This is a genomic window from Pedobacter sp. PLR (genome assembly GCF_026239675.1).
Lineage (GTDB): Bacteria > Bacteroidota > Bacteroidia > Sphingobacteriales > Sphingobacteriaceae > Pedobacter.
The window spans coordinates 47498-71411 of record NZ_JAPIVQ010000008.1 but is presented as its reverse complement, the minus strand read 5'-3'; the positions used below and the strand labels follow the sequence as shown (position 1 = coordinate 71411).

The 23914-nt window shown below is 39.3% G+C and carries 23 protein-coding genes; 18 read left to right on the top strand and 5 right to left on the bottom strand.

All coding sequences use genetic code 11. From position 1 onward, the window contains the following. Positions 1-28: 28 nt before the first annotated feature. Positions 29-1381, top strand: a complete 1353-nt coding sequence (locus OQX61_RS19510; protein ID WP_265843486.1) for a PhoH family protein — start codon at positions 29-31, stop codon at positions 1379-1381. 123 nt (positions 1382-1504) lie between these two features. Here OQX61_RS19510 and OQX61_RS19505 read toward each other — a convergent pair whose 3' ends face one another. Further along, positions 1505-2044, bottom strand: coding sequence for a DUF2807 domain-containing protein (locus OQX61_RS19505; protein WP_265843485.1), 540 nt, complete (start codon positions 2042-2044; stop codon positions 1505-1507). Between the two features lie 265 nt (positions 2045-2309). Between OQX61_RS19505 and OQX61_RS19500 the strand changes: the two genes are divergently transcribed. The 4 genes from OQX61_RS19500 to OQX61_RS19485 all read left to right on the top strand — a co-directional run bounded on the left by OQX61_RS19500 (position 2310) and on the right by OQX61_RS19485 (position 5083). Further along, positions 2310-2822, top strand: coding sequence for a hypothetical protein (locus OQX61_RS19500; RefSeq protein ID WP_265843484.1), 513 nt, complete (start codon positions 2310-2312; stop codon positions 2820-2822). A 58-nt stretch (positions 2823-2880) separates the two neighbouring features. After that, on the top strand, positions 2881-3339 hold the full coding sequence (locus OQX61_RS19495; protein ID WP_265843483.1) for a DinB family protein: 459 nt from the start codon (positions 2881-2883) through the stop codon (positions 3337-3339). Continuing rightward, positions 3336-3728, top strand: a complete 393-nt coding sequence (locus OQX61_RS19490; protein ID WP_265843482.1) for an antibiotic biosynthesis monooxygenase — start codon at positions 3336-3338, stop codon at positions 3726-3728. The genes OQX61_RS19495 and OQX61_RS19490 overlap by 4 nt, the downstream gene beginning before the upstream one ends. Positions 3729-3811: 83 nt before the next feature. Then, positions 3812-5083, top strand: a complete 1272-nt coding sequence (locus tag OQX61_RS19485) for an ATP-binding protein (RefSeq protein WP_265843481.1) — start codon at positions 3812-3814, stop codon at positions 5081-5083. A gap of 33 nt (positions 5084-5116) precedes the next feature. On the opposite strand, the gene OQX61_RS19480 is transcribed toward OQX61_RS19485, so the two are convergent. Continuing rightward, positions 5117-5974, bottom strand: a complete 858-nt coding sequence (locus tag OQX61_RS19480; protein ID WP_265843480.1) for a DMT family transporter — start codon at positions 5972-5974, stop codon at positions 5117-5119. A gap of 132 nt (positions 5975-6106) precedes the next feature. Here OQX61_RS19480 and OQX61_RS19475 point away from each other — a divergent pair, with 132 nt between their 5' ends. From OQX61_RS19475 to OQX61_RS19450, 6 genes are all read left to right on the top strand, one after another. Next, entirely contained in the window at positions 6107-7582 is a 1476-nt protein-coding gene (locus OQX61_RS19475) for an arylsulfatase (RefSeq protein WP_265843479.1), read from the top strand. 62 nt (positions 7583-7644) lie between these two features. Next, positions 7645-8010, top strand: coding sequence for a DUF6370 family protein (locus OQX61_RS19470; RefSeq protein ID WP_265843478.1), 366 nt, complete (start codon positions 7645-7647; stop codon positions 8008-8010). A 1-nt stretch (position 8011) separates the two neighbouring features. Beyond that, the gene (locus OQX61_RS19465) at positions 8012-8392 is read left to right on the top strand and encodes a PH domain-containing protein (RefSeq protein ID WP_265843477.1); all 381 of its coding nucleotides are present in this window, start codon (positions 8012-8014) and stop codon (positions 8390-8392) included. Between the two features lie 193 nt (positions 8393-8585). After that, entirely contained in the window at positions 8586-9983 is a 1398-nt protein-coding gene (locus OQX61_RS19460; protein WP_265843476.1) for an aminopeptidase P family protein, read from the top strand. A gap of 127 nt (positions 9984-10110) precedes the next feature. Continuing rightward, the gene (locus OQX61_RS19455) at positions 10111-11520 is read left to right on the top strand and encodes a FecR domain-containing protein (RefSeq protein ID WP_265843474.1); all 1410 of its coding nucleotides are present in this window, start codon (positions 10111-10113) and stop codon (positions 11518-11520) included. 29 nt (positions 11521-11549) lie between these two features. Continuing rightward, a complete protein-coding gene (locus OQX61_RS19450; protein WP_265843473.1) occupies positions 11550-12035 on the top strand; it encodes a DUF4112 domain-containing protein in 486 nt (161 codons plus the stop codon). A gap of 76 nt (positions 12036-12111) precedes the next feature. On the opposite strand, the gene OQX61_RS19445 is transcribed toward OQX61_RS19450, so the two are convergent. The 3 genes from OQX61_RS19445 to OQX61_RS19435 form a co-directional block, all read right to left on the bottom strand. Then, on the bottom strand, positions 12112-12360 hold the full coding sequence (locus OQX61_RS19445) for a helix-turn-helix transcriptional regulator (protein ID WP_265843472.1): 249 nt from the start codon (positions 12358-12360) through the stop codon (positions 12112-12114). Between the two features lie 427 nt (positions 12361-12787). Beyond that, positions 12788-12979, bottom strand: coding sequence for a cold-shock protein (locus tag OQX61_RS19440; protein ID WP_265843471.1), 192 nt, complete (start codon positions 12977-12979; stop codon positions 12788-12790). 64 nt (positions 12980-13043) lie between these two features. Beyond that, complete coding sequence (locus tag OQX61_RS19435; protein ID WP_265843470.1) at positions 13044-13499, bottom strand: PA2169 family four-helix-bundle protein; 456 nt, start codon at positions 13497-13499, stop codon at positions 13044-13046. Positions 13500-13789: 290 nt separating this feature from the next. Here OQX61_RS19435 and OQX61_RS19430 point away from each other — a divergent pair, with 290 nt between their 5' ends. The 7 genes from OQX61_RS19430 (at position 13790) to OQX61_RS19400 (ending at position 23874) form a co-directional block, all read left to right on the top strand. Next, on the top strand, positions 13790-15964 hold the full coding sequence (locus tag OQX61_RS19430; protein WP_265843469.1) for an ATP-binding protein: 2175 nt from the start codon (positions 13790-13792) through the stop codon (positions 15962-15964). Between the two features lie 147 nt (positions 15965-16111). After that, the gene (locus OQX61_RS19425) at positions 16112-16771 is read left to right on the top strand and encodes a response regulator transcription factor (RefSeq protein ID WP_265843468.1); all 660 of its coding nucleotides are present in this window, start codon (positions 16112-16114) and stop codon (positions 16769-16771) included. Between the two features lie 124 nt (positions 16772-16895). Further along, complete coding sequence (locus tag OQX61_RS19420) at positions 16896-19856, top strand: CheR family methyltransferase (protein ID WP_265843467.1); 2961 nt, start codon at positions 16896-16898, stop codon at positions 19854-19856. Continuing rightward, the gene (locus tag OQX61_RS19415) at positions 19849-21474 is read left to right on the top strand and encodes a PAS domain S-box protein (protein WP_265843466.1); all 1626 of its coding nucleotides are present in this window, start codon (positions 19849-19851) and stop codon (positions 21472-21474) included. Before OQX61_RS19420 ends, OQX61_RS19415 begins: the two co-directional genes overlap by 8 nt. 9 nt (positions 21475-21483) lie before the next feature. Then, on the top strand, positions 21484-22473 hold the full coding sequence (locus tag OQX61_RS19410) for a chemotaxis protein CheB (protein WP_265843465.1): 990 nt from the start codon (positions 21484-21486) through the stop codon (positions 22471-22473). 33 nt (positions 22474-22506) lie between these two features. Then, the gene (locus OQX61_RS19405; protein WP_265843464.1) at positions 22507-23157 is read left to right on the top strand and encodes a response regulator transcription factor; all 651 of its coding nucleotides are present in this window, start codon (positions 22507-22509) and stop codon (positions 23155-23157) included. Between the two features lie 177 nt (positions 23158-23334). Next, on the top strand, positions 23335-23874 hold the full coding sequence (locus OQX61_RS19400) for an RNA polymerase sigma factor (protein ID WP_265843463.1): 540 nt from the start codon (positions 23335-23337) through the stop codon (positions 23872-23874). Positions 23875-23914: the final 40 nt, after the last annotated feature.

Sequence of the window (23914 nt, the reverse complement as noted above, 5' to 3'; positions counted from 1 at the left end):
TTCCGGAAAATCGCTAAATTTAAGAACCATGACTAAACCATCCTTAAAGCGTAATTCTGTGAAGAAAAAGATATTTGTGCTGGATACTTCAGTTATCCTGTACGATCATAATGCCTTCAATAATTTTCAGGAACATGATGTGGCGATCCCCATACAGGTGCTGGAGGAGCTGGACAACATGAAAAACGGGAATGAAACACGCAATGCGGAAGCCAGAAGCTTTATCCGTTTGATGGACCAGGCTTCCGGAGATAAAATCATGAATCATTGGATTCCTTTGAAGGGTGTTAAGCAGGGGCATTTTAAAGTGGTCATGGATAAGAAACCTGCGCTTTATGATGCTGAGGCTATTTTTGGCGCAGGGAAATTTGACCACCGTATTTTAAATGCAGCACTGAGCTTGCAGGAAGAGTTTCCGGAAAAGAAGGTAGTTCTGGTCTCTAAAGACATTTGCTTGCGGCTAAAGGCGAAATCTGTGGACCTTCATGCGGAAGATTATGAAACAGGGAAAGTCAAAAATGTAGCTGCATTGTATACCGGAAAAACAATTCTTCCAAATGTAGAGGCGCAGCTTTTTGAGGCTTTGAAAAATGAAGGGAGTATTTCAGCTGCAGAGATGAAGCTGACAGCGGATGGCGGAAATCATTTTTATATTCTGAAAAGTAAACGAAAAACTCAGACGGCCTATTATGAGGTTCAGACCGACCGGCTGATCCGCCTGAAGTCTCAAAAGGTTTTCAATATTTCTCCAAGAAATGAGGAGCAGTGCATGGCGATTAATGCTTTAATGAATCCGGCAGTGAAGCTGGTGACCATTCAGGGGAAAGCAGGGACAGGGAAAACGTTAATCGCGATAGCCAGTGCTTTGGAAATGCGTAAAGATTACCGGCAGATTTATGTGACACGGCCTATCGTTGCCTTAAGTAACAAAGATATCGGCTTTTTGCCGGGTGATGCAAAATCAAAGATTGATCCTTATATGGCGCCAATATGGGACAACCTGAGGTTTATTAAAGAGCAGTTTCAGCATGATCCTAAAACCCAGGCAAGGATTGAGGAGTTTGTCCAGACAGAAAAGATTTTGATCGCTCCGTTGGCTTATATCAGGGGGAGAACGCTGACAAAGATCTTTTTCATTGTAGATGAAGCGCAAAATCTGACCCCGCATGAGATCAAAACCATTATCTCCCGCGCAGGCGAAGACACTAAGATTGTGTTTACAGGGGATATTTACCAGATTGATACGCCTTATCTGGATGCAGAAAGTAATGGTTTATCCTACCTGATTGAAAGTGCGAAAAATCATCCGCTATATGCACACATTACCTTAGATAAAGGGGAGCGTAGTGAGCTGGCTAATCTGGCTAATGATTTGTTGTAGCGGCTTTTTTCAATAGTACATTTCTTATATACCAAAAAAAACCGCTCTCCTTCTGAACGGTTTTTCGTTTTTTAGCTGAAGGAACCTGCCTTCATGATGTGGTCGGGGCTATAATCCTGGTCATTACAATTTTGCAATGACGAAACCGGTTAGGTTTAATCTGGTTTCATCATTTCTAACCAATTTGTGTTCAGTTGATGATCCGCTTAGTTTCAAATCAGACGCTCCATCCATCTCTGTGTACAGGCTTCCGATAGTCGCATTCACCTTTGCTTTAGCGTTATCTTTCAGGAAGATCTGAAGTACAGCAAGGTCAAAGTTGCCGCGGGTTCTTATGGTGGAAGTTTGCGCCGCATCAATTCTTTGGAGGTCTTTTACATGTACATAAATAGTGCTTTTATCAGTAGAATTGATGTACAGGGTGTAGCCTTTTTGCTGAACGGTAGTATTGCTGCTTTGAACTTCATCATAACTGTTGATGCTTTCTTTGTTTCCCTGGATCAGGACTACATTTGCATTTCCGGTTACCACTACTTTATTGAATTTTACAGTAGCACGGTTACTTGTTGGCGATTTCTCTTTAGCAATAGTAGTGAAAGCTGAAGAAGTTAAAACGATAGCTGTTAAAGCTGTAGCGAATAGGGTTTTGATGGAAGTTTTCATATCTTTTGTTTTTAAGTTTTTTAAGGTTTTTTGTAGTTAAGACCAGCTCAAATGAGAAAGGTTACTGCAGTTTTTGGCGCTTTAGACCATATCAAAAGAACGGTCGACAAACCGCCGGAACTTCTCGACCAATCGACGAAATTATTTTCGTCGATGTTATTCAGGTTATCGTCATCTTTTTAGGGGCTTTATGATTACTTACCATAGGTCAACAATGAGGGGGGAAATAAACAGGAAATTTGACCCATCATAAATCATAAATGACATGGGACATCTGATCAGGAAAAATTCATTAGCTGTAAATGAAATCTTAAATAGGGTAAACAGCGAAAAAACATATTTCGTTTACACAGATAAGGGTGTGCGTATCCTTAAGCTTGTTGTACTTTTATTATTGGCTTTTGTGATTGGTAATCGTTTTTATCAGCCTGATGCTGATGTGGTTAAGCTGAGGCCTGTTGATGTGGTGACCGGGAAGCTTGTTTTTGGCGCCCCATTGAAAGATGTAGATCTTATCGATTTATCGTCAGTAAGGTCTTTTATGAAAAAGAGAACATCCGCAGAATTGAAAATTAAAGGATTGGTTTCTACAGTTGCAGCTAACGGACAATTGGAAATGATTCTTGATGATGGGAGCTTACTTAAAGTGAACCATCAAATGAAAATAGAGGAGGCTGGAAATTTAGCAGCCAGGAAAGTAGTGATGGCTGGAAAACTATATAAAACAGCAGATAAAGCAACGCTGATCTATGATGCCGACAGTTTAACAGTCTTATAATTCTTTGAAGAATTGTTTTCGGAAATTTTTATAACTTGTCCTTCATAGATTCAGATTTATGAAGGATTATTTTTTTAACCTGTTGGCTTTTGACTATTGGACAAATGTCAGGCTAATTCAATCCATGCAGGCGGCTGAGGAGATTCCGCAACGTGCAAAAGATCTTTTTAACCATTTACTCGCTACAACAAGGGTATGGCGGAGTCGGATGGTTGGAGAAATGCAGGATGTGGAAGTCTGGGAAAAGTTTGATGAAAAGGACTGGCAGCAATTGCTGGATCAGAATTATCAGCTGATGACAGGTTTTCTGGAACAGCTGGACGCAGCAGACCTTCAGCGCAAAGTGCGTTATTACAATACCAAAGGAATCTCTTACGAGAGCCTGATATCGGATATCTTAACCCACCTGATTGTTCATTCCGCCTACCATCAGGGACAAATCGTTAGCCTGATGAAGCCTTTCTTCAGTACAGCCCCTGACCTGATGTACATCACTTACACCCGCGAAAAGAAATGATTTTAGAAGTCGCCATATTAGAAGTTATTCCGCAACAGACACTTTCTTTTGAGAAAGATTTTGAAAAAGCATCAGCTATCATTAGCAGCATGAAAGGATACCACGGACATCAGTTGCAAAGATGTCTGGAGGTTTCAAACCGATATCTTTTATTGGTGAACTGGGAGGAGTTAACAGACCATACCATCGGTTTCAGGCAGTCCGCAGCATATCTGGATTGGAAAGCATTACTGCATCAGTATTATGATCCTTTTCCAACCGTGGAACATTATGAAATGGTTTATTCCGGTTCGATCACAAATCTTAGCTCTGGATCTGCAAATTTTAATCCTGGATCCTTGAATGAGCAGTCTGACGATGCTGAGCAGAGTCGTTCGGCTGCGGTGTAAAAACAGGTATAGATTCTAATCCTAACGTTGATAAAGAATAGACAAAAGCTTAAATTTGAATTTCAAACTCCAATTAACTCAGCATGGCCAATAATGTAAATATCACTTCCACAGGGATTAAAAAAGTTTTGCGTCTTTATAATGAAAAACAGGCGCTTGCAGAGTACATCTGGAATGGTTTTGATGCAAAAGCGGATACCATTTTGATTGATTATACTTTTAATGCGCTTGGTAGCATAGAAAGTTTGAAAGTCGCTGATAACGGGTATGGGATCAACTTTTCTTTATTGAAAGATAAGTTTAATCCATTCTATGAATCCGAAAAAGCACTCGAACAACGAATTCAGCTACATAAATCGACGATGCATGGAAAGAATGGGGTTGGTAGACTTACCTTTTTTACTTTTGCGCATGCGGCGGAATGGAATACGACCTATGAAGAAAATGGTTTGTTGAAAAACGGGAGCATTAAGGTCGCAGTCGGAGAATTGAATAATTATGAAGCGAAGCTTTTAGCGGAAGATGTAAAGGGGAAATCCACAGGTACTACCGTTTCATTTTCTAATGTACAGTTTTCAAAAGAAGCAATGGAATTGAGTATCATTCCTTATTTACAAGCAGAATTCTGCTGGTTTCTGGAGCTGCACAAAAACAGGGGTTTTTCTATTGTTGTCAATGGCGAACCTTTAGCTTATCAGGAAAATATCATTGATCAGGAAGATGGTCTGGTTTTTAGATATCCGGAAAGCAATACCATATTTAAAGTGAAATTCATCCAATGGAAGGAATCACTGCACAAGGAACTGTCTAAGAATTACTTTGTCAATGATAAAGGTCAGGAAGTTTATAAAGACTACACTACGCTGAATAAGAAAGCCGATGAGTATTATCATAGTGTTTTCATTGAGAGCGAGTTCTTTGATGAGTTTGATTTTAGCAGTTCTGATTATGAGGCACAGGTAAAGCTGTATGCCCGTACAAAATCTTCTCCGGAGTATAAGTTTCTGATCAAAAAGGTAAACGAGCTGTTGAGAGCCAAAAGAAAACCTTTCCTGAAAGAATTTTCTAGTAAACTGATGGAGAAGTATGCCATGGAAGGGGTATTACCTCAGTTTAGCGAAGCGGATGCCGCGCAAAGGACGGACCTGATAGAGACCCTAAAAGTGATGTATGAGCTGCAGCCAAAGTTGTTTAGTGGACTGAGTATTGATCAAAAGAAAGCTTTTGTCAGGTTAACCCATGTGTTACTCAATTCTAATGAAAGAGGACAATTGTTCCGGGTAATCGAAGGAATCGTAGAACTGGAAGCTGAAGAAAAAGAAGAGCTATTGAGCTTTTTAGCACTCCATGATTAATAGTTCATGGAGCGGTTTTTCAGAATAAATCTTTTATAAGGTTTCTTTTTTGGAAGTCAGGGTTGCACCAGCACTGGCAATCACGACTAAAGCAACGGCAAGGTATTCAAAAAGAGAAAGGTGTTCATGTAGAAATACTATTCCTGCTAAAGAGGCTACAGCAGGCTCCATACTCATCAAAATACTGAAAGTACGTGCCGGCATTTGACCGAGGGCACTCATTTCTAAAGTGAAAGGAATGGCACTTGATAAAAGGGCTAATGCAGCACCAAGTAATAATAAGGTGGGTGTGATTTCGCCGAATCCACCACCGATAAATCCAAAAGGAACCACAAGCAACGTTGCAAAAATCATGCCCACAGAAACGGCATCGCCACCTTTCATAATCTTGGAAATCCGGCTACCCAGTACAATATATGCTGCCCAGAATCCTCCGGCTAATAAGGCCAATAGTACCCCGATCAGGTCTAATCCCTGGTTAGACCATGGTGCAATTAAGGCAATTCCTACAGCAGCAAGCAATACCCAAAGGTAATCCAGTCCGCGTTTAGAATTGAATACGGCCAGTAACAAGGGGCCGATAAACTCAAGGGTAACACCTAAGCCCAGTGGAATCCGCTTAATTGCCATGTAAAAAATCACATTCATCGCACCCAATGCCAAACCATAAGGAATCACAGCTTTCCATTGCGCTTTTGTGAGTTTAAATAAGTTTGGGCGATTTACCAGCAACAAAATAATTGCCGATAATCCGATACGTAGCGAGGCTGTGGCAGTAGGGCCAATGGCCGGAAAAAGTCCTTTTGCGATCGCTGCGCCCGCCTGAACACTGATGATGGCCAATAACACTGCGGGTAATGGAGGGATATTAAGCAGGCTATGTTTTTTCATAATGTGGAGGTCTTAAGTGGGGTAAATCAGACGTTTAGCTGATAAATTTGAAATATTGTCCCGAATTGGGAGCGCAAAATTACGAAAAGCAGACGACAATATTTTAGGGATCTTTCTATATCTTAGACAGCAATGAAAAAACCCGTCGTATTTTTAGGAATTCTTGTTCAATTTATTTTCGGATTGATGCCAGTTAATAATGGCTTTGCTCAAAAAAAGCCAAATGTCATTTACATTTATGCTGATGATTTAGGGTATGCAGAAATCGGAGCTTACGGGCAACAGAAGATCAAAACTCCCAATCTGGACCGCCTGGCAAAGGAGGGGATGAAATTTACTGATCATTATACCGGGACGCCGGTTTGCGCGCCTGCCAGGGCCATGCTCATGACTGGTAAACATGCTGGTCATGCTGATATTCGTGGCAATTACGAACTTGGTGGTTTTCCGGATAGTGAGGAACGAGGCCAGTTGCCCTTAAAGGAAGGGACTTTTACTGTAGGTCATCTGATGCAGCAGGCAGGTTATAAAACAGGTCTGGTTGGTAAATGGGGACTGGGGATGAATGGAACTTCTGGCTCTCCCCTGAAGCAGGGATTTGATTATTATTATGGATTGCTGGATCAAAAACAAGCACATAGTTTTTATCCAACACATTTATGGGAAAATGACCAGCGGGATACGCTGGACAATACTTTTATAAATGTTCACCGGGCGCTGGATCCCAAAAAAGCTACAGCTAAAGATTTCGATTACTATAAAGGGAAGGTTTATGCCCCTGAAAAAATGACGGAAAAAGCATTGTCGTTTATCGATCAGAATAAAGAAAATCCTTTCTTTTTATATCTTCCATATCCATTGCCCCATGTCTCTTTACAAGCGCCGGACGAATTTGTGCAGCCTTATATCGGGAAATTTGAAGAGCAGCCTTATTACGGGCAACAAGGATATGCGCCAAACAGGTATCCATATTCAACTTATGCGGCAATGGTTACTTTTTTAGATACTCAGGTAGGGATCATTATGGAGAAAATCAAAGCATTGGGATTAGATGAAAATACGATCATTATGTTTTCCAGTGATAACGGTACAACTTTCAACGGGGGGGTGAATGCGACCTATTTTAATAGTGTGGACGGCCTTAGGGGGTTGAAAACAGAGGTGTATGAAGGAGGAATCAGGGAGCCGTTTATAGCGAGGTGGCCTGGTAAAATTAAGGCTGGTTCCCGGAGCAATCTGATCTCTGCACAATTTGATCTTTTAGCAACAATGGGGGAGTTAACCGGACAGAAAGTCGAAAATACAGATGGGATTTCTTTTTTACCCACTTTACTGGGGAAAGCAAAACAACAGGGAAAACATAAATATTTATATTGGGAATTTCCTGAAAATGGAGGTCAGGTAGCCATTAGAATGGGGGATTGGAAAGGTGTCCGAACCAATGTGAGGAAAGATCGGGATAGCCCCTGGCAGATCTATCATTTGAAAACTGACAGAAGCGAAACTAAAGATCTGGCAGCAAGTCATCCGGACCTGGTCGCGCAATTTCAAGCCATTGTAAAAAAGGAACATCAGGACTCCCCGGTGAAAGACTGGAATTTTTTGTAAGGCAAAAATTATTGGCTTGCTTCTCCTGATTTTATTATATTTTTATACAAAATTAAACCGTTATGAAAAAGTTTATTACGCTTCTGTTTTTCGCCGGACTGGCTATTGGAGTTCAGGCTCAGGAAAAAACAAAAAAAGCAACCACTGTCCTGAATTTTGAAAAACCACATGTGGTAGAAACCGCTTGTGGGGAATGTAAATTCGGCCTTCCGGGAAAAGAATGTGATCTTGCGGTACGAATCGATGGTCATGCTTATTTTGTAGATGGCTCTGATATTGACGATCACGGTGATGCACATGCTAAAGATGGTTTCTGCAATAAAATTAGAAAAGCAGAAGTGACCGGAAAGGTCGTAAACGGCCGGTTTAAAGCCAGTTCTTTTAAATTATTGAAAGCCGAAACCTTAAAACCAAACACTAAAATATAATATGGGATTATTCTCTGCCCTGATGGGCAATGCAGGTATTGTAAATAACGATCAGTTGAAGCAGGATTATCATAAATTGCTAACTGAAGGTGAGGAAATTGAACTGGGATTTAAACTGCTCAGGGATACCTTTATTTTTACTTCAAAACGCCTTATTCTGGTGGATATACAAGGACTTACAGGCAGTAAAACGGAATACATGTCTGTTTCGTACAAAAGTATTTCCCGTTTTAGTGTAGAAACTGCCGGGACTTTTGATCTTGATGCAGAACTTAAAATCTGGATTTCCGGTGAAGCTCATCCTAGTATCAGAAAGAAATTTAACAAGTCAGTAAATGTGTTCGATGTACAGAACGTACTGGCCTTTCATGTATTGAAATAAACATTTTGTTAAGGGCTACTTCTCTTTGAGGTAGCCTTTTTTATTGGAAAGCGGTCTTTCCTGCATCGCAAACCTCTTAATCATTTGGCATATGCGCCAATTTGATCTTCCCCCGCTCTTTATTTCGTTGAAAAAGATAGAATACTTGCAGCTAAGCGCTAACTTTGAACAAGCAGTTAAAAACCATTAAAATATGTTTCATAAAGACGAATATATAGCAAGAAGAAAACAACTCTCTGAACAGTTTAAATCTGGAATTTTGCTTTTTCTGGGAAATGAAGAAAGTCCGATGAACTTTTTGGACAACACCTATCACTTTCGACAAGACAGCACATTTTTATATTACTTCGGGATTCCGGAACCACAGCTTGCCGCGGTGATAGATCTGGACGAAAACCAGGTGACTCTTTTTGGCGATGAGATGAGTATGGATGCTATCGTTTGGATGGGCAGACAAAAAACACTTTCAGCCAAAGCGGAAGAAGCAGGAGTTACCAGGCTTTCTCCTTTTCAACAATTGGATCAATACCTGACCAAAGCAAAAGGGCAGGGTAGAACCATCCATTTTCTACCACCTTATCGCGCAGAGCATAAAATAAAACTGGCAGAAATGCTGGATATAAAACCGGTACAGGTACAAGAAAATGCCTCAGTTCCTTTTATCAAGGCTGTAGTGGCGCAACGTTCGGTAAAATCAGCACTGGAATTAATCGAATTAGATAAAGCCTCGGTGATTTCTGCAGATATGCACCTGAAAGCGATGCAACTTGCCAGACCAGGTATGACTGAAAATGAGTTGGCAGCAGCCGTTCATCAGGTGGCTTTAACCTCTGGCGGACAGCTTTCTTACCCCATCATTTTAACGGTAAACGGACAGATTTTACACAATCATTATCATGGCAATATCTTAAAAGAAGGTGATATGGTACTGAATGATTCAGGGGCAGAAACGCCTATGGGTTATGCTGGTGACCTTACGCGCACCTTCCCGGCGGGTAAAAAGTTCCTTCCGGAGCAAAAAGATGCCTATAATATTGTACTTCATGCCTACCAGCAGGCAGTTGAAGCACTAAAACCTGGTGTCAGGTATATCGATGTGCATTATCAGTCTTGTTTAAGTCTTGCTGAAGGATTAAAAAATCTTGGTCTGATGAAGGGAAACCTGGAAGATGCAGTGGCCAGAGGCGCACATGCTTTGTTTTTTCAATGTGGTACGGGGCATATGATGGGATTAGATGTTCATGATATGGAAAATCTTGGCGAACAATATGTAGGATATACAGATGAACTTCAGAAAAATACCACACAGTTTGGCTTAAAGTCACTTAGACTGGGGAAAGCACTGGAAGAAGGGTATGTTGTAACTGTAGAGCCAGGGCTATATTTTATTCCTGAATTAATCGATCAGTGGCAGGGCAGTAATGAGTTTTCAGAATATATCAATTACGATAAAGTACAGGCTTACCGGAATTTTGGTGGCATTAGAGTAGAGGATGATTATGTGATTACCACTGATGGCTATAGAAAACTGGGTAAAGACCTGGCGATTTCGGTAGAAGAGGTAGAAGAAATCAGAAGTACTGCGTTTTAATACAAACGTTTGTGTTAAACTATTGTTATAAGTATTAATTGTTCTATTCCTGATTAATTGAGTACGAAAAACTTGTACTCAATTAATCAGGATGACGTTAAAATAATCAGGACAACGCTAAAAATTTATGGGGATTAAAACACCGGAAGACTGGAATGAAAAAGAAGTACTGATCAAACTGAAAGCAGGAGATGAGGTTGCCTTCGGGAAACTTTATGCGCATTTCAGCGAAAAAATATACGGGCAACTGCTATACCTCTTAAAAGATCAGAATTTAGCAGATAAATTGGTTCAGGATTTATTTTTAACCGTATGGGATAATAAGAATACGATTTCCCTTAAGACGGCTTTCAGGATTCAGCTGAATACTACAGCAGAAAAGCTGGTGTTTGATTATTTCAGAAAATTTGTCAGTGATGAAGAAACAGAGCTTTTGATGGCACATTTCGGAACACTTTCTGAAAAAGAATTGCGTTTACTGATTCAAAAAGCTTTATCTGATGAGTTACCTCAGGATTTTTTCGATGTGCGCTTAAAAAAACATATCGCTGATCTTTACCCCTTATTGAGTTCAGTGATTAAGTCTGCTGATCATAAGATAAAGCTCATTCCATTTTATAAACAAAGGTCTTTCGCTTATCTCGCAATAGCCTGTCTCGCTTTATTGGTAACAGGTTTTATGTCCTTGTTTTATCGGGAATTCAGGGCTTCAAAATTTGATGATCCGGTTACAGGCTCAGCCTCTTATGGCATTGTTCCGGGGAGTAATAAGGCCTCGCTTTTATTGCCAGATGGACAAACGATTAACCTGAGTGAGTTTAAAAGCGGATTACTGATCACTGAGTCAGGAATTACGTATAACGATGGGACTGAGTTGCCGGTTTTCACTGATGGCATGGATTTCACCCTTAAAACCCCAAATGGAGGTCAATATATGCTGACGCTGTCTGATGGGACTAAGGTGTGGTTAAACGCCGCCTCTTCCCTTAAATTTCCAGGTGTTTTTTCAACGCAAAAGATACGGAAGGTGGTCCTTAATGGGGAAGCTTATTTTGAGGTCGCTGCCAATGCTGCAAGTCCCTTTGTTGTGAAGTCGGCCAGGCAGTATGTAAAGGTATTAGGTACGCATTTTCAAGTCAGTAGTTATCCTGATGATGAAGTTGTTAGTACTGCTTTGTTGAGTGGTGCTGTGCTGGTTGATCATCCGGGAATAGGAAATAAAGAAACGGTATTGAAACCCGGACAGCAGCTTATACTGACCCCATCAGCCGCTAAAGTGGAAAATGTTAATGTAGCAGAGCTGGTGGCCTGGAAAAATGGATCGTTTGTATTTAAGTCGGAGCCACTGGGAAGTATCATGAAAAAGATCAGCCGCTGGTATGATGTTCCGGTTGTGTATGAGAACGTTGATCAGAATCAACTATTCAGTGCAGAATTTTCCAGGTTTGGTGAGCTTTCAACAGTATTGAGTCAGCTCGAGCTGTCAGGGGCAGTTCATTTTAAGCTGGAAGCGAAACGGATTGTGGTGTTGAAGTAAAAAAAATCATGAGGTAATGTTGTTCTAAAATGGCAGAAAAAGCACTGAATATCCAGGGGATTCCCAATACGCCCACCATTCAATTTGTGAGGAAACTGTCTTTTTTGATGGATGAGCAGTTTCGGATTCCGGGAACAAAATATCGTTTTGGACTAGATCCAATATTCAATCTGATTCCTTTTGTTGGTGATCTGACCGGGTTTTTAATTTCCAGCGGACTGGTATTGGCTATGGCAAGTAAGGGGCTGACAAGTAAAATTGTGGTATTAATGTGTATTAATATTCTTTTAGACAGCGTTTTTGGTGCCATTCCGGGTATCGGTCAGGTTTGGGATTTCTTTTTTAAATCCAATACCCGCAATATGAAACTTATGGAACAGTATTATTTAGAAGGTAAACATCAAGGTAGCGGAAAAAGTACAATCCTTATTGCAATTATAGCGATTTCTGTAATTTTCATCATCCTGTTAGTGGCTGTCTGGTTCCTGATCTCCCTGATACTGAGCTGGTTCTAAACAGCGCATATAAACTGATGAATGAAAATTTTAAAATCAAACCCCCGATTGATCAGTTTATATGCTTTATTTACTGTTAACTGTAGTTTTCCCGGATGCTTTCATTTGGGATGAAATCCTGAGGGCTACAGCCGAACTCTATAGCTATTTTATTGAGTTGATCATAGGTGTACATGGCTGGCCATCTTTCTCCCTCAATCTGTCCGATATAACCATCAGAAACTTTCAGAACCATGGCAATATAGGTTTGCCCCTTGTTTCTTTCTTTTCTGATCGTTCGTACTTTACGGACAATTTCTAGTTCAAATTTCGATTTTGTATTCATAATGAGCGCAATAAATAAGAAAAGAATAGTATTGATTTTTATGACTAAGTATCAATAAGTGTATTTGTCTTTTCGTTATGTGGTGTGGTTAATTTGGTTGATTGTATTAGCTTGTAGTTCGTTTATGTCTGATATGCTGTTTATGATTTGTAATTTAATTGGTTTTAGGTGGTTCAAAGTAATAGGATGCTCAATTCTGTTTTAATTCTAAACTAAAGTTAAGTATTTAAATAAATTATTATACAAAAAACAATAATTAATAATTATGTTTTGCAGGTATTTTTAATAGCTGGCCATGGTTATATTTTGCAGGATAAGGGTTCCCCTGGCCGGAGTAGTAGTTGCAAAGGTAAATGGGCAAAAAAAAGGGCCTGCAAGAATATAATAATTGATGCAGGCCGTGTTTTAGGGGGAAAGAAATGAAAGATTAACTTTTTCTTACGTTTACTGCATTTAAGCCCTTTTTACCGTCAGCTACTTCGTAACTTACGGTATCATTCTCACGAATAGGTTCTTTTAATCCTGAAGAGTGTACGAAGATTTCGGCACCGCCATCTTCAGGGACAATAAATCCGAATCCTTTTGTTGCATTAAAAAATTTCACTGTTCCTTTTTGCATGGTGTAAAGTTTGTGGTTTCTATTAGACTGATTAAGGAATCTGCAAGCATTGATGTCCTTTTGGTTATACAATTTGGTTGCTTAATATTTTGATATGATGATGAGCACTGGTTAGTCGCGCTTGTTGGTTTGTTAACAGGCGGCGTATGTCAATATACAATCCTTCGGTTTTCAAAGCAGTCTGATAAGCTTTTTGTGCGGCAACTTCCCAAAATTCACAATGACTAAGTATGCTTTCCCGGTCCGGTCCTGTAAATGGAATTTTAATAGCTAACCAGGCATGGTGGACTTTTCCGGCAGTACTGGTTCCCGCTGTTGGCTGATCATCAATTGAAAGGATTTTTCTCTTCAGGTCTGCCTTTAGCTGGTGACTTTCCTGAATCATTTCATTAAAGTGCTCAATCAGGTCGGCATCTCTTTCTTCTAATTCATCTATTGCTTTTTCATAATCTAAAATGCGGTCATTGTGAATTTCAATCAGATCATTTAGAATTTCCAGGTTTACCTTATTATTTTCCATAGCAATTTTATTTATTTCACCGGAACAAGCAATGTAGAGAAATGTTTATAGTTTGAAATGATTTGGGAGCTTAGGGCTTGATTTCAGGTATTTTACACTCTTATGTCTGGTGTTTTTACTTTTTTATTTTCAGTATAAATACGTAACTATGTATGGTTAATTAGCTGGAATAATTTTAATAACCTGCCTGGTTTCCTCCTGGCAGCGCATTTGATTTTTTTATCGCAGAAAAACACTTTCAGTATTGACTTGTTATTTAAGAAATTGATAATTCAGTTTCCCCCTTATTTATGATCAGTATTTCCCAGGAAAACTGCGTGGATTTACCTAAAAATTCCAGCGCAGAATATATTTTGAATTTAATCGATGTAGCTTGTTTACAGCTGGATGTTGACCATGTGATTTTATATGGAAATAGAAAGGCCGGTTTACTTTTTCAACTGGAAATTGAGGAAACTATAGGAATAAATGCCTGGGAGTTTTTTGATAAAAACACTTGTTGTGAAGCTTTTAATGCCATTCAAAAAGCTATTCTTGAGAAAAAAGCAAGTATTACCGAATATTTTTGTGGCCTTACTCAAATCTGGGTTTCTCTCCATGCTATTCCTTCTGAAAACGGGGTGGTGTTAATGTTTACAGATGTCACTGAAGTTACCATTGCTAAGTTTCAGTTATTAGAAGAACAACATCGTTTAAAGTTGTCTCAGGAATTGGGCAGTATCGGCTATTTTGAAGGGTTAACGGGGACCGATTCCCTTTATTTAAGCGACGAACTGTATCGTATATACGGTCTTTTACCACAAGAGAAATCTTTTAGTCTTGAACAGTTGTTCTCTTATTTCTATCTGGAAGACCGGCTTTTAGCGCTTCATACTTTTCAAAATCAATTGCTGAAAAAAGATTCTTTTGAACAGGATTACCGCATTATTACCGCTCAGCTGGACACGAGGGTGATCAATATGCGGATGGAGTTTTCATTCGACAAAAGTATTGGCGGGACCCGTTTTTATGGGGTAATTCAGGACCTGACGGCACAGCACCATACAAAGACGGAATTGAAAGAAAGTAAAGATTTGATTGAGTCCGTTTTTGATGCAAGTTTGCTGGGGGTATCCTTATTAAGGCCGGTAAGAAATTATTCAGGGGAGATCATAGATTTCCGGATTGAAATGATTAGCCGGGAATTAGAAAGAGAAGCAAAACGGGATGATCTGACTGGTAAGCTTTGTCTGGCTGAATATCCGGGGGTAAAGTCCTCCGGTTTATTTGATGTAATGCTTCAGGTCATGGATACATCAATAGTGCAACAAACAGAATATCATTATCATTATGATGGTTTTAATGAATGGTTTTCCAGTATGTTTGCGAAAATCGGAGATGCTTTGCTCGCGACAACAGTGAATATCAGCAGTCGTAAGTTTGCAGAGCAGGAGCAGTTGAAAAACCTGATGATCTTACAACAATCTGAAGAGCTGGCAAAAGCCGGGAGTTGGGAATATGACCTGACCACGGAAGCCTTTAGCTGGTCGGAAGGCATGTACCGCCTTTTTAATCTTCAGAAAGAAGTATTGCCCGTACCGGAAATTTATCTTCAATATGTTACTGCAAACTATATAGCTGTAGCGGAAAAAATTACTCAGCTTCTGAAAACCGGAGCGATCGGATTTGAAGAAACCATTGAAATTTTAGTGGATGAGGTACCCAGGGTTTTGAAAGTTAAGGCTTCGATACATCGCGATAAAAATGGAAAACCATTAAAGGTATTAGGTGTAGATATAGATATGACGGTGCAGGTAGAGCTCTTTAAAAAGAATGAATTGCTACAGAAGGAGGTTTTTATGGCTATTCTGGAAACCCAACAGGCGGAACGTAAACGGATCGCTGAAAACCTGCATAATGGACTGGGGCAACTGCTTTATGGCGTTAAGCTTAGTTTATCTCAAAATATGATCAGTCATGGTAATTTACTTTCAGTAGCGCACTTAAAAGGACTAAAACACACAGATAGGCTATTGGCAGATGCAATCAGAGAAAGCCGGAGGCTCTCCCACGAGCTGATGCCCGCGATATTGGAAGACTTTGGATTAAAAGCTGCATTGGATGATATTTGCAATCAATTTCAACTTGCAATTCTTATACATACCGTATATACGGGGTTAGAAAATAAACGGGATAAGTTTGTAGAAATTTCTATTTACAGAGTGGTTCAGGAACTGATCATGAATGTTGTTAAACATGCGGCAGCTACAAAGATTAACCTGACTATTAATGCCAATGAGGACGTAATTCATGTTCAGGTTCATGACAATGGAAAAGGATTTGATCCGGAGCTGGTTGGAGATCATGGAATCGGCCTGAAAGCAATCCGAAATAAAGCAAAGCTCTTAAATGGCTGCCTGGCTGTTAATTCTGTTATAGGGAAAGGAACGGTAATTTCAGTACTCATTCCCAACGTTCCTTCTTAATCAATGCGATTAATTTAGTCGTAATTATTTTTATTTATGAATTAATACGTGTTAGGTTTACGTATTTCTACGGTATTTTACTGGATCAAGATGAAATATTTCTTCTTTTAGAGCTGACTGTTGTGATTTTTCGCGAAATTCATGGCTATGGAAGGTTTAAGAGTTGTATTAGCTGAAGATCATCATATTGTACGGGATGGAATTCGGTTGTTGTTAGGACAAGAGAAAAGTATTAAGGTTGTCGGTGAAGCGACAAATGGTACTCAGGTTATAGAATTGTTAGATGAGGGGCTTGAAGTAGATGTGATTCTGGCGGATCTGAATATGCCTGAAATGGACGGGATGACGCTGATTAAAACCCTGAAGATTCGTTACCCAAAGGTGAACATCGTTATACTTTCTATGCTGGATCAGCAGAAATATGTATTCGAAGCGTTTTCTGAAGGGGTAATGGGTTATTTATTGAAGAGTGTAGGACTGGAGGAGCTTTTATTCGCATTACGGCAGGCAAAAAACGGGCAGAAGTACTTGTGTGCTGAATTGGGGCTTCAATATTTAGAAGAGATCTTTCACCGCCCCGGTCGTTTTTCTGAATACTTAGATCAAACTCCCCTTGAACTTTCTCCAAGAGAGGTTGAAGTTCTTCATTTTATTGGGGAGGGATTAACAAATAATGAAATTGCAGACCAATTATTTATTAGTAAACGAACGGTGGAGGGACATCGGCAAACGCTTATTGAAAAAACAAGGGTACGGAATACCGCCTCTTTAATCCGTTATGCTGTAGTCAATGGATACCTAAAATAAGACTTGTTTTTGAATACCAATATGTTCCTTTACAGTAAATTGTGGATTATAGGGGTAATTTGAGCTATTTTCGTAGTGGAATAATTTTTTATCACTCTATATTAATCTTACATTAGCTATTAATATGGATATAGACAAAAATAGTTCCGGTCAGCAGACAGAGGAAGCTGATTTTTCTGAGCTTACTGAGGAGTTGACGGAGAAGAGTAAGCAAAAGAAGTTTTTTCCAATTATTGCTATGGGAGGATCCGCAGGATCTTTTCATGCATTTGAAGCTTTTTTTAGGCATACACCTAAGGATACCGGCTTTGCTTTTGTAATTATTATGCACCTGGATCCTGAACAAAATATCGGACTTTCTGAACTGATTCAAAAATCAGCTTCTATCCCTGTGGTTGAAGCAGAAGATGGATTAAAATTAATACCTGATCACATCTATGTAATTCCCCCTGCCCGTGATATGGGTATTCATAATGGTCATTTGCTGCTGTTTAATGAGTCCAGGTCAAAAGGAGCGCATATGTGTATTGATTATTTTCTTCAAAGTCTGGCGGAAGATCAATGGAATTATGCGGTGGGGATAGTTTTTTCCGGAATGGGCGCTGATGGAGAAACAGGATTGAGGATGATTAAAGAAAAACTGGGAATGGCCATGGTCCAGCTTCCGGAAACAGCCGAGTATAGCAGCATGCCTGAAGCCGCAATAAAGACAGGGATGATTGATTATATTCTGCCACCGGAAGAGATGCCCGGCAAATTAATTCAATACCTAAACCATCCTGCACTAAAAACAGTTGGTACTGATGAATTGTTAAAAGAAAGAAATAATCATACACATCTTAATAAAATTCTGATGATGTTACGCTCGCATACCGGGCATGATTTTACATTATATAAGAAAAACACCATTACCAGGCGTGTAGAAAGAAGAATTGCCTTTCATCAGCTACCGGACTATATTAATTATGTAAATTTCCTCAGGGAAAACCCACAGGAGATTGAGATCCTTTTTAAGGAATTGTTGATTGGGGTGACTAAGTTTTTTAGGGATACTCCTGCATTTGAGCAATTGAAAGAGTATTTGTATGCCAGGTTAATCAAGAAAAGTCCGGACGAGTCAATCCGCATCTGGATTGCAGGATGTTCTACAGGGGAGGAGGCTTATTCTGTCGCCATTTTTGTGATGGAGTTTTTAAGTGCGATGAAGTCCAGACCTCAGCCTAAAGTACAGATATTTGCTACTGACTTAGATCCGAATGCTATTGATCACGCACGTGCGGGCTTTTACTTTTCTAATATTAGCTCTGAAATCTCCGCAGAACACCTCGATAAGTACTTTATAAAGAAAAACAATGGATATGTAGTGAAAAAGGAAGTTCGGGAATTGATTGTCTTTGCACAACACAATCTCATTAAGGATGCCCCTTTTACCAGGCTGGATTTGCTATGTTGTCGTAATGTGATGATTTACCTGACAGCTGATTTGCAAAAGAAACTCATGCCTATATTTCATTATTCCCTGAATATCGGAGGAATTCTATTTTTAGGACCCGCAGAGTCTGTTGGGATTTTTAACGATGCATTTAATGTGCTTGATTCTAAATGGAGACTTTATGAACGTAAGGACGGGGTTTCAGTAGCAGGGAAAATGATTGATTTTCCTTTTAATATTACCAATCAATCGGATAAAAATATGAAAGGACTACAGGAAAAACCGGTGGCCAAAAGTTTATTGGCAGAACGATTTCATAAAGTACTCTTAGAGGCTTATACACCGTCTTCACTGCTGGTGGATGATAAAGGCGAGATTTTATACATCAATGGAAAGGTAGACAAATACCTTAAATTCCCTTCCGGAGAGGCCTCCATGAACATCCATAAAGTTGTGGTGGAAGAGTTGAGGTATGCCTTGGGGAATGCGATCCATCAATCGGTGTTAGAAAAGGCTAAAGTAGAATATACCGGGTTGAAAATAAACTTTAATGGGATTTCCCAATTAGTAGATTTTAGCGTTGACCGCCTTGATGATACTCAGCTGCAAAATCTTTTTGTAGTGGTTTTTATAGACAGGGGACCGGTAAAAAAGAAACCCGGGGCAATTGGAAAGCGGAATACAATTCAAGGTGCCGCAGTAGAAGGGCTGGAAAAAGAACTGACTTATACCAAACAGCAGTTACACACCACCATTGAACAAATGGAGACTTCTTTAGAAGAATTGAAATCAACAAATGAAGAGCTCCAAAGTACAAATGAAGAATTACAGAGTACCAATGAAGAGGCACTGACTACCAAGGAAGAGATGCAATCTCTAAATGAGGAGCTCATGACCATTAATCTTCAATATCAGAATAAAGCGGAAGAGTTGACCCGTATGAATAATGATATGAAAAATCTACTGGACAATACCGATATTGGAACAATCTTTCTGGACAACAACCTCAATATACTGCGATTTACACCACAGGTAAATAAACTATTCAATGTGATCAATTCTGATGTAGGTCGGTCAATCACACATATCGCTTCTAATTTTGATTACCCTTCAATTGAAACGGCCATTTTGGAAGTCATTGAAAAACTCAATGGTAAAGAACTGGAAGTGAAAACAAAAACCAATGACTGGTATAATCTGAGGATAATGCCTTACCGCACAATGGATAATTTCATTAGTGGTGCAGTCCTTACTTTCACGAAAATCACTCCGGTTAAGGCTTTGGAAAGGAAGTTTTCCAGTCTGCTTTCTTACATTCAGGCAACTGTAGACCATTTGCACCACGCCGCAATTATCCTGGATAAGGATGGGAAAGTCATGGTCGTAAACAGTTTTTTTCTACAGATGTTCCAAATGAGAGAATCAGAAATAAAAGAACAATTTTTTATGGAGATTGTTCATAATAGATGGAATACAGATAAATTGGATGCCTTATTCTTAACTGAAGAGAAACATCCTAAGTTATACCTTCAGCATGATTTTCCTGGTCTGGGTATGAAGAAGTTAATGATACATGTAGAATATGTTCCTGAAGCAAAACAGGAAGAGTACACGGTTAGTATTGTAAATTTCATAGAAAAAGAAAGTGAGTAAAAGAAGCGAGAGAGAAAAAGTTATTTCCTTGTTACGTGCAAGAATTGGAAGATCCAATGATCCTTCATTGTCTTTGGATAAACAGATTTCGGATCATGAACTGGAAGTCTTGCTGGAAGAATTGCAGATTTTTCAATTGGAATTGGAAATGCAGAATGATGAACTTTCTAATTCCTATCAAATGTTGGAACTGGAACGTACTAAATTTGTAGACTTCTTTAATCTTGCGCCCGTGGGCTATTTTATCGTTGATCATATTGGTTTGGTAGAAGAGGCTAATCAGACAGGTGCTGATATGCTGGACATGCAAAAATCTAAGATTATCGGTAAGAAATTCCAAAGTTTTTTTGCGCCTCAGGAACTGGAAGTTTTTTATGGCTTTGTGCACCAGATGAACTCCGGAAATAGTAAGAAAAGTTGCGAAATTAAGATCCGCATGTTCAATGATCATGAATATGACGCCCGAATGGAGGGAATAGCCATTCTTGACGCCGCTACAAACAAGAATAAATATTATGTAACTGTAATCGATATCTCTGAAAGTAAGCGCGCTCAACGGGAACTGATGAAAACTACCCAAAGGTTAGAAATGACCTTGAATGCTTCCGGAGCAGGGACATGGACGATGGAGGTTGGCAATAATAAATTATTTCTTGATGAATACAGTTACTCAGTCCTTGGGCTGATGAAGTGGGAATTCGACGGTACAATTAAAAGCCTGATCTCATTAATACATCCTGAAGATCAAGAAGCGGTAAGGAAGATGTTATTTGATACGCTTCATACTTTTGATGACCTGGATCTGGAATTTCGAATCACCACCAAGTACGGAGAAGTAAAGACTATTCTGGCAAAAGGACATGAAGTCGTAAATGATTTTACGCCCAGCTATTTTGTTGGAATTCTGATGAATATTACATCACAAAAAAGACTGGCTAAAGAAGCTGATGACTTGCAGGAACTGCAACAGAAACTGATATTATCCACTACTTTTAATGCTCAGGAGAAAGAGCGTTATAAGATTAGCAGCGCATTGCATGACAGCGTTTGTCAGATTTTATATGGTATCCGGTTAAATCTTTTGAACATACAGCTCAGTAAAAACCTAAAAGGTGAGTTTGTGAATGTCAATAAACTACTTGATCAGGCAATTCGGGAAACCAGAGAGCTTTCCTATGAGTTGACTCCTTCAGTGCTAAGGGATTTTGGTTTTGTTTCCGGTGTTAAGGAGATGGCCCAAAGGTTAAGTACGCCGGGATTCCAAATCAAAACAACTATAAAGGATGACATTTTTCCTATTAATGAAGAGGTACAATTGTATTTGTTCAGGATGATTCAGGAATTGATTAATAATTGTATCAAACATGCTCAGGCCTCAGAAGCAAAGATCACCATTTCATCAATAGATGAAAATATAAATATAGTCATTAGCGATAACGGTCGTGGATTTCAAAAAGGAGTAAATGAATCCCTCGCTTTAGGTTCTGGAATTCGTGGAATCAAGAGTCGTATTTTTCTTTTAAATGGAAAAATCAATGTAAGTACGGGGAAGGATGGGACTACAGTTAGCATTCAGATCAATCAGGCTCCGGAGTTGGTAGAAAATCGGGGGATTTAATCCTATTTTATGTCTAAAAATGAGGTGAAAAACATTATTGTTATCGGAACTTCCGCAGGAGGGATCAATGCCGTATCAAAATTAGTTGCAGGATTTGATAAGGATTTTGATGCCGCAGTGTTTGTGGTGATTCATATTTCCAGAAATTCTTTGACGGAAGTAATTCTGAGCCAGATTCAGAAACATACGATTTTAAAATGTGTTACCCCAAAAGATGGAGAAAAAATCATGAATAAGGTGATCTATCTGGCACCGGCAGACCACCATATGATGATTGAAAAGAAGAAAATTCTGATCAGAAAAGGGGCATATGATAACCACTGGAGGCCTTCTATAGATGTGTTATTTCGTTCCGCTGCTGCGGCTTACGATTCCTGTGTTACCGGAATTATTTTAACCGGTTTACTGGATGATGGTACCTCTGGTATGTCAGCTATTAAAAGAAGTGGCGGCCGGTGTATGGTACAGGATCCTGAGGAAGCAGATTTCCCGGATATGCCAAATAGTGTCTTGAAAAGTATGGAGGTCGATTACAAAGTTTCCATTAATGAAATGGGGTATATTTTGTCTGATCTGTTTTCGAGAAAACAATGTGAAGTTGGAAAAGTTCCTGCCGATGTGAAGCTGGAAGCTCAAATAACAATGAGAATGAGTAGCAGTGTGAAGGATCTGGAGAAATTAGGGCCTTTTACGCCTTTCACTTGTCCGGATTGCGGTGGTGTATTGGTGAAAGTGAAAAATGACCAGATTGCCAGATATCGTTGTTATACAGGACATACTTATACAGAAAAAGCACTGGAATCTGAAAAGATAAAAAGAATAGAAGAATCTTTGTGGGTAGCCATAAGGATGATGGAAGAAAGAAAAAATCTACTGGAAGCCATGGAATCCGATAATAGTAACAGCAGAATTGAGCGTGCCGGGCAAATGAAAGTCCATATTGAGCGCTTGAAAAGTATGTTGTTGGATTTGAATGAAAACCTGTATAAGAAGGATTAGAATGACTCACAGTAAAATATAAAATTTAGCAGCATGTTACAGGTATTATTAGCAGAGGATCATAATATTGTTCGGAATGGCATTAAGATGTTATTAGAAACGGATGAAGATATAAATGTAGTTGCGGAGGCAGTAAATGGCGTAGAAGCGCTGGCCTATCTCGCTACCGGAAAAAAAGTAGACATTGTGCTTGCTGATATCAACATGCCGGAAGTAGATGGTATGATGTTATTGAAGGCGATGAAAGAGATGAATTCTTCAACGCTAATCGTGATGTTATCTATGCATGACAATGAAAAGTATGTAACACAGGCTTTTTCGGCTGGTGCTGTTGGTTATTTGCTGAAGAGTGTAGGTGCAGAGGAACTTATTTTTGCTTTAAAACATGTCAATGCAGGAGGGAAGTACTTGTGTTCTGAACTATCCATGAGATTGTTGGAAAAATGTAGTCAAAATGGAACACGTCATGTAGTCTATCCTGAATTAGTTCATGACTTTTCTGACCGGGAGATTGAAATCCTGGCCTTAATTGCAGAAGGCCTGACCAACATTGAGATATCTGAGCGTATATTCATTAGCAAAAGGACCGTGGAAGGCCATCGGCAGGCTTTGATAGATAAAACAGGCTCCAGGAATACAGCGGCCCTGATTCATTACGCGATGCTAAATGGGCTCATACAATAGAAAAAACGACTTTTGTGTATATGGTTTTGTTTCAGTAGGTTATAGGTATTTTTAGGATAAAATACGTGAGATTGATGGTCACTACTCGTTTTGCTTCTGATAAATACGTATTAGTGAATTTTACTTGTTGGAGGGCATAGCATTTGATATTTTCATGGTGTATTAACCATTAATCCTATGAACACGACCACAATCGATTTTAACTTTCAATTATGGAGCTATAAGGACAACTTGAGATCTTTTGCTCTGGCATTTACACAGAACGATGATGATGCTGATGACCTGGTTCAGGACACCATGCTAAAGGCAATTCGTTATGAAAAGAATTTTAAACAGGGCACCAATCTCAAAGGATGGTTATACATGATCCTGCGGAATACCTTTATCAATAGCTACAGGCGCAGAAATCTGGCAAAAACATTTATGAATTATGGTGTAGACATCACCACTACCGGAGCATCTTTAGGTGCATCCCATAATGCAGGGATGGGAAAGTGTATTATGAACGACATTCATTGTGCACTAAAAAAACTGCAGCCACAATATTACACGCCTTTCGTAAAGTATTTTGAGGGGTATAAATATCACGAAATTGCGAAGGAATTAAATATCCCGATAGGGACCGTGAAAACAAGAATTCATGTAGCGAGAGCGCTTTTGAAAGATGACCTGAAATCTTATCAGGATCAGTTTTTTAACAACGGGAATCCAGTTTAATTCTCTGAAACTTCCAAAAAAAAGGTCTGCTGTTAGTGTT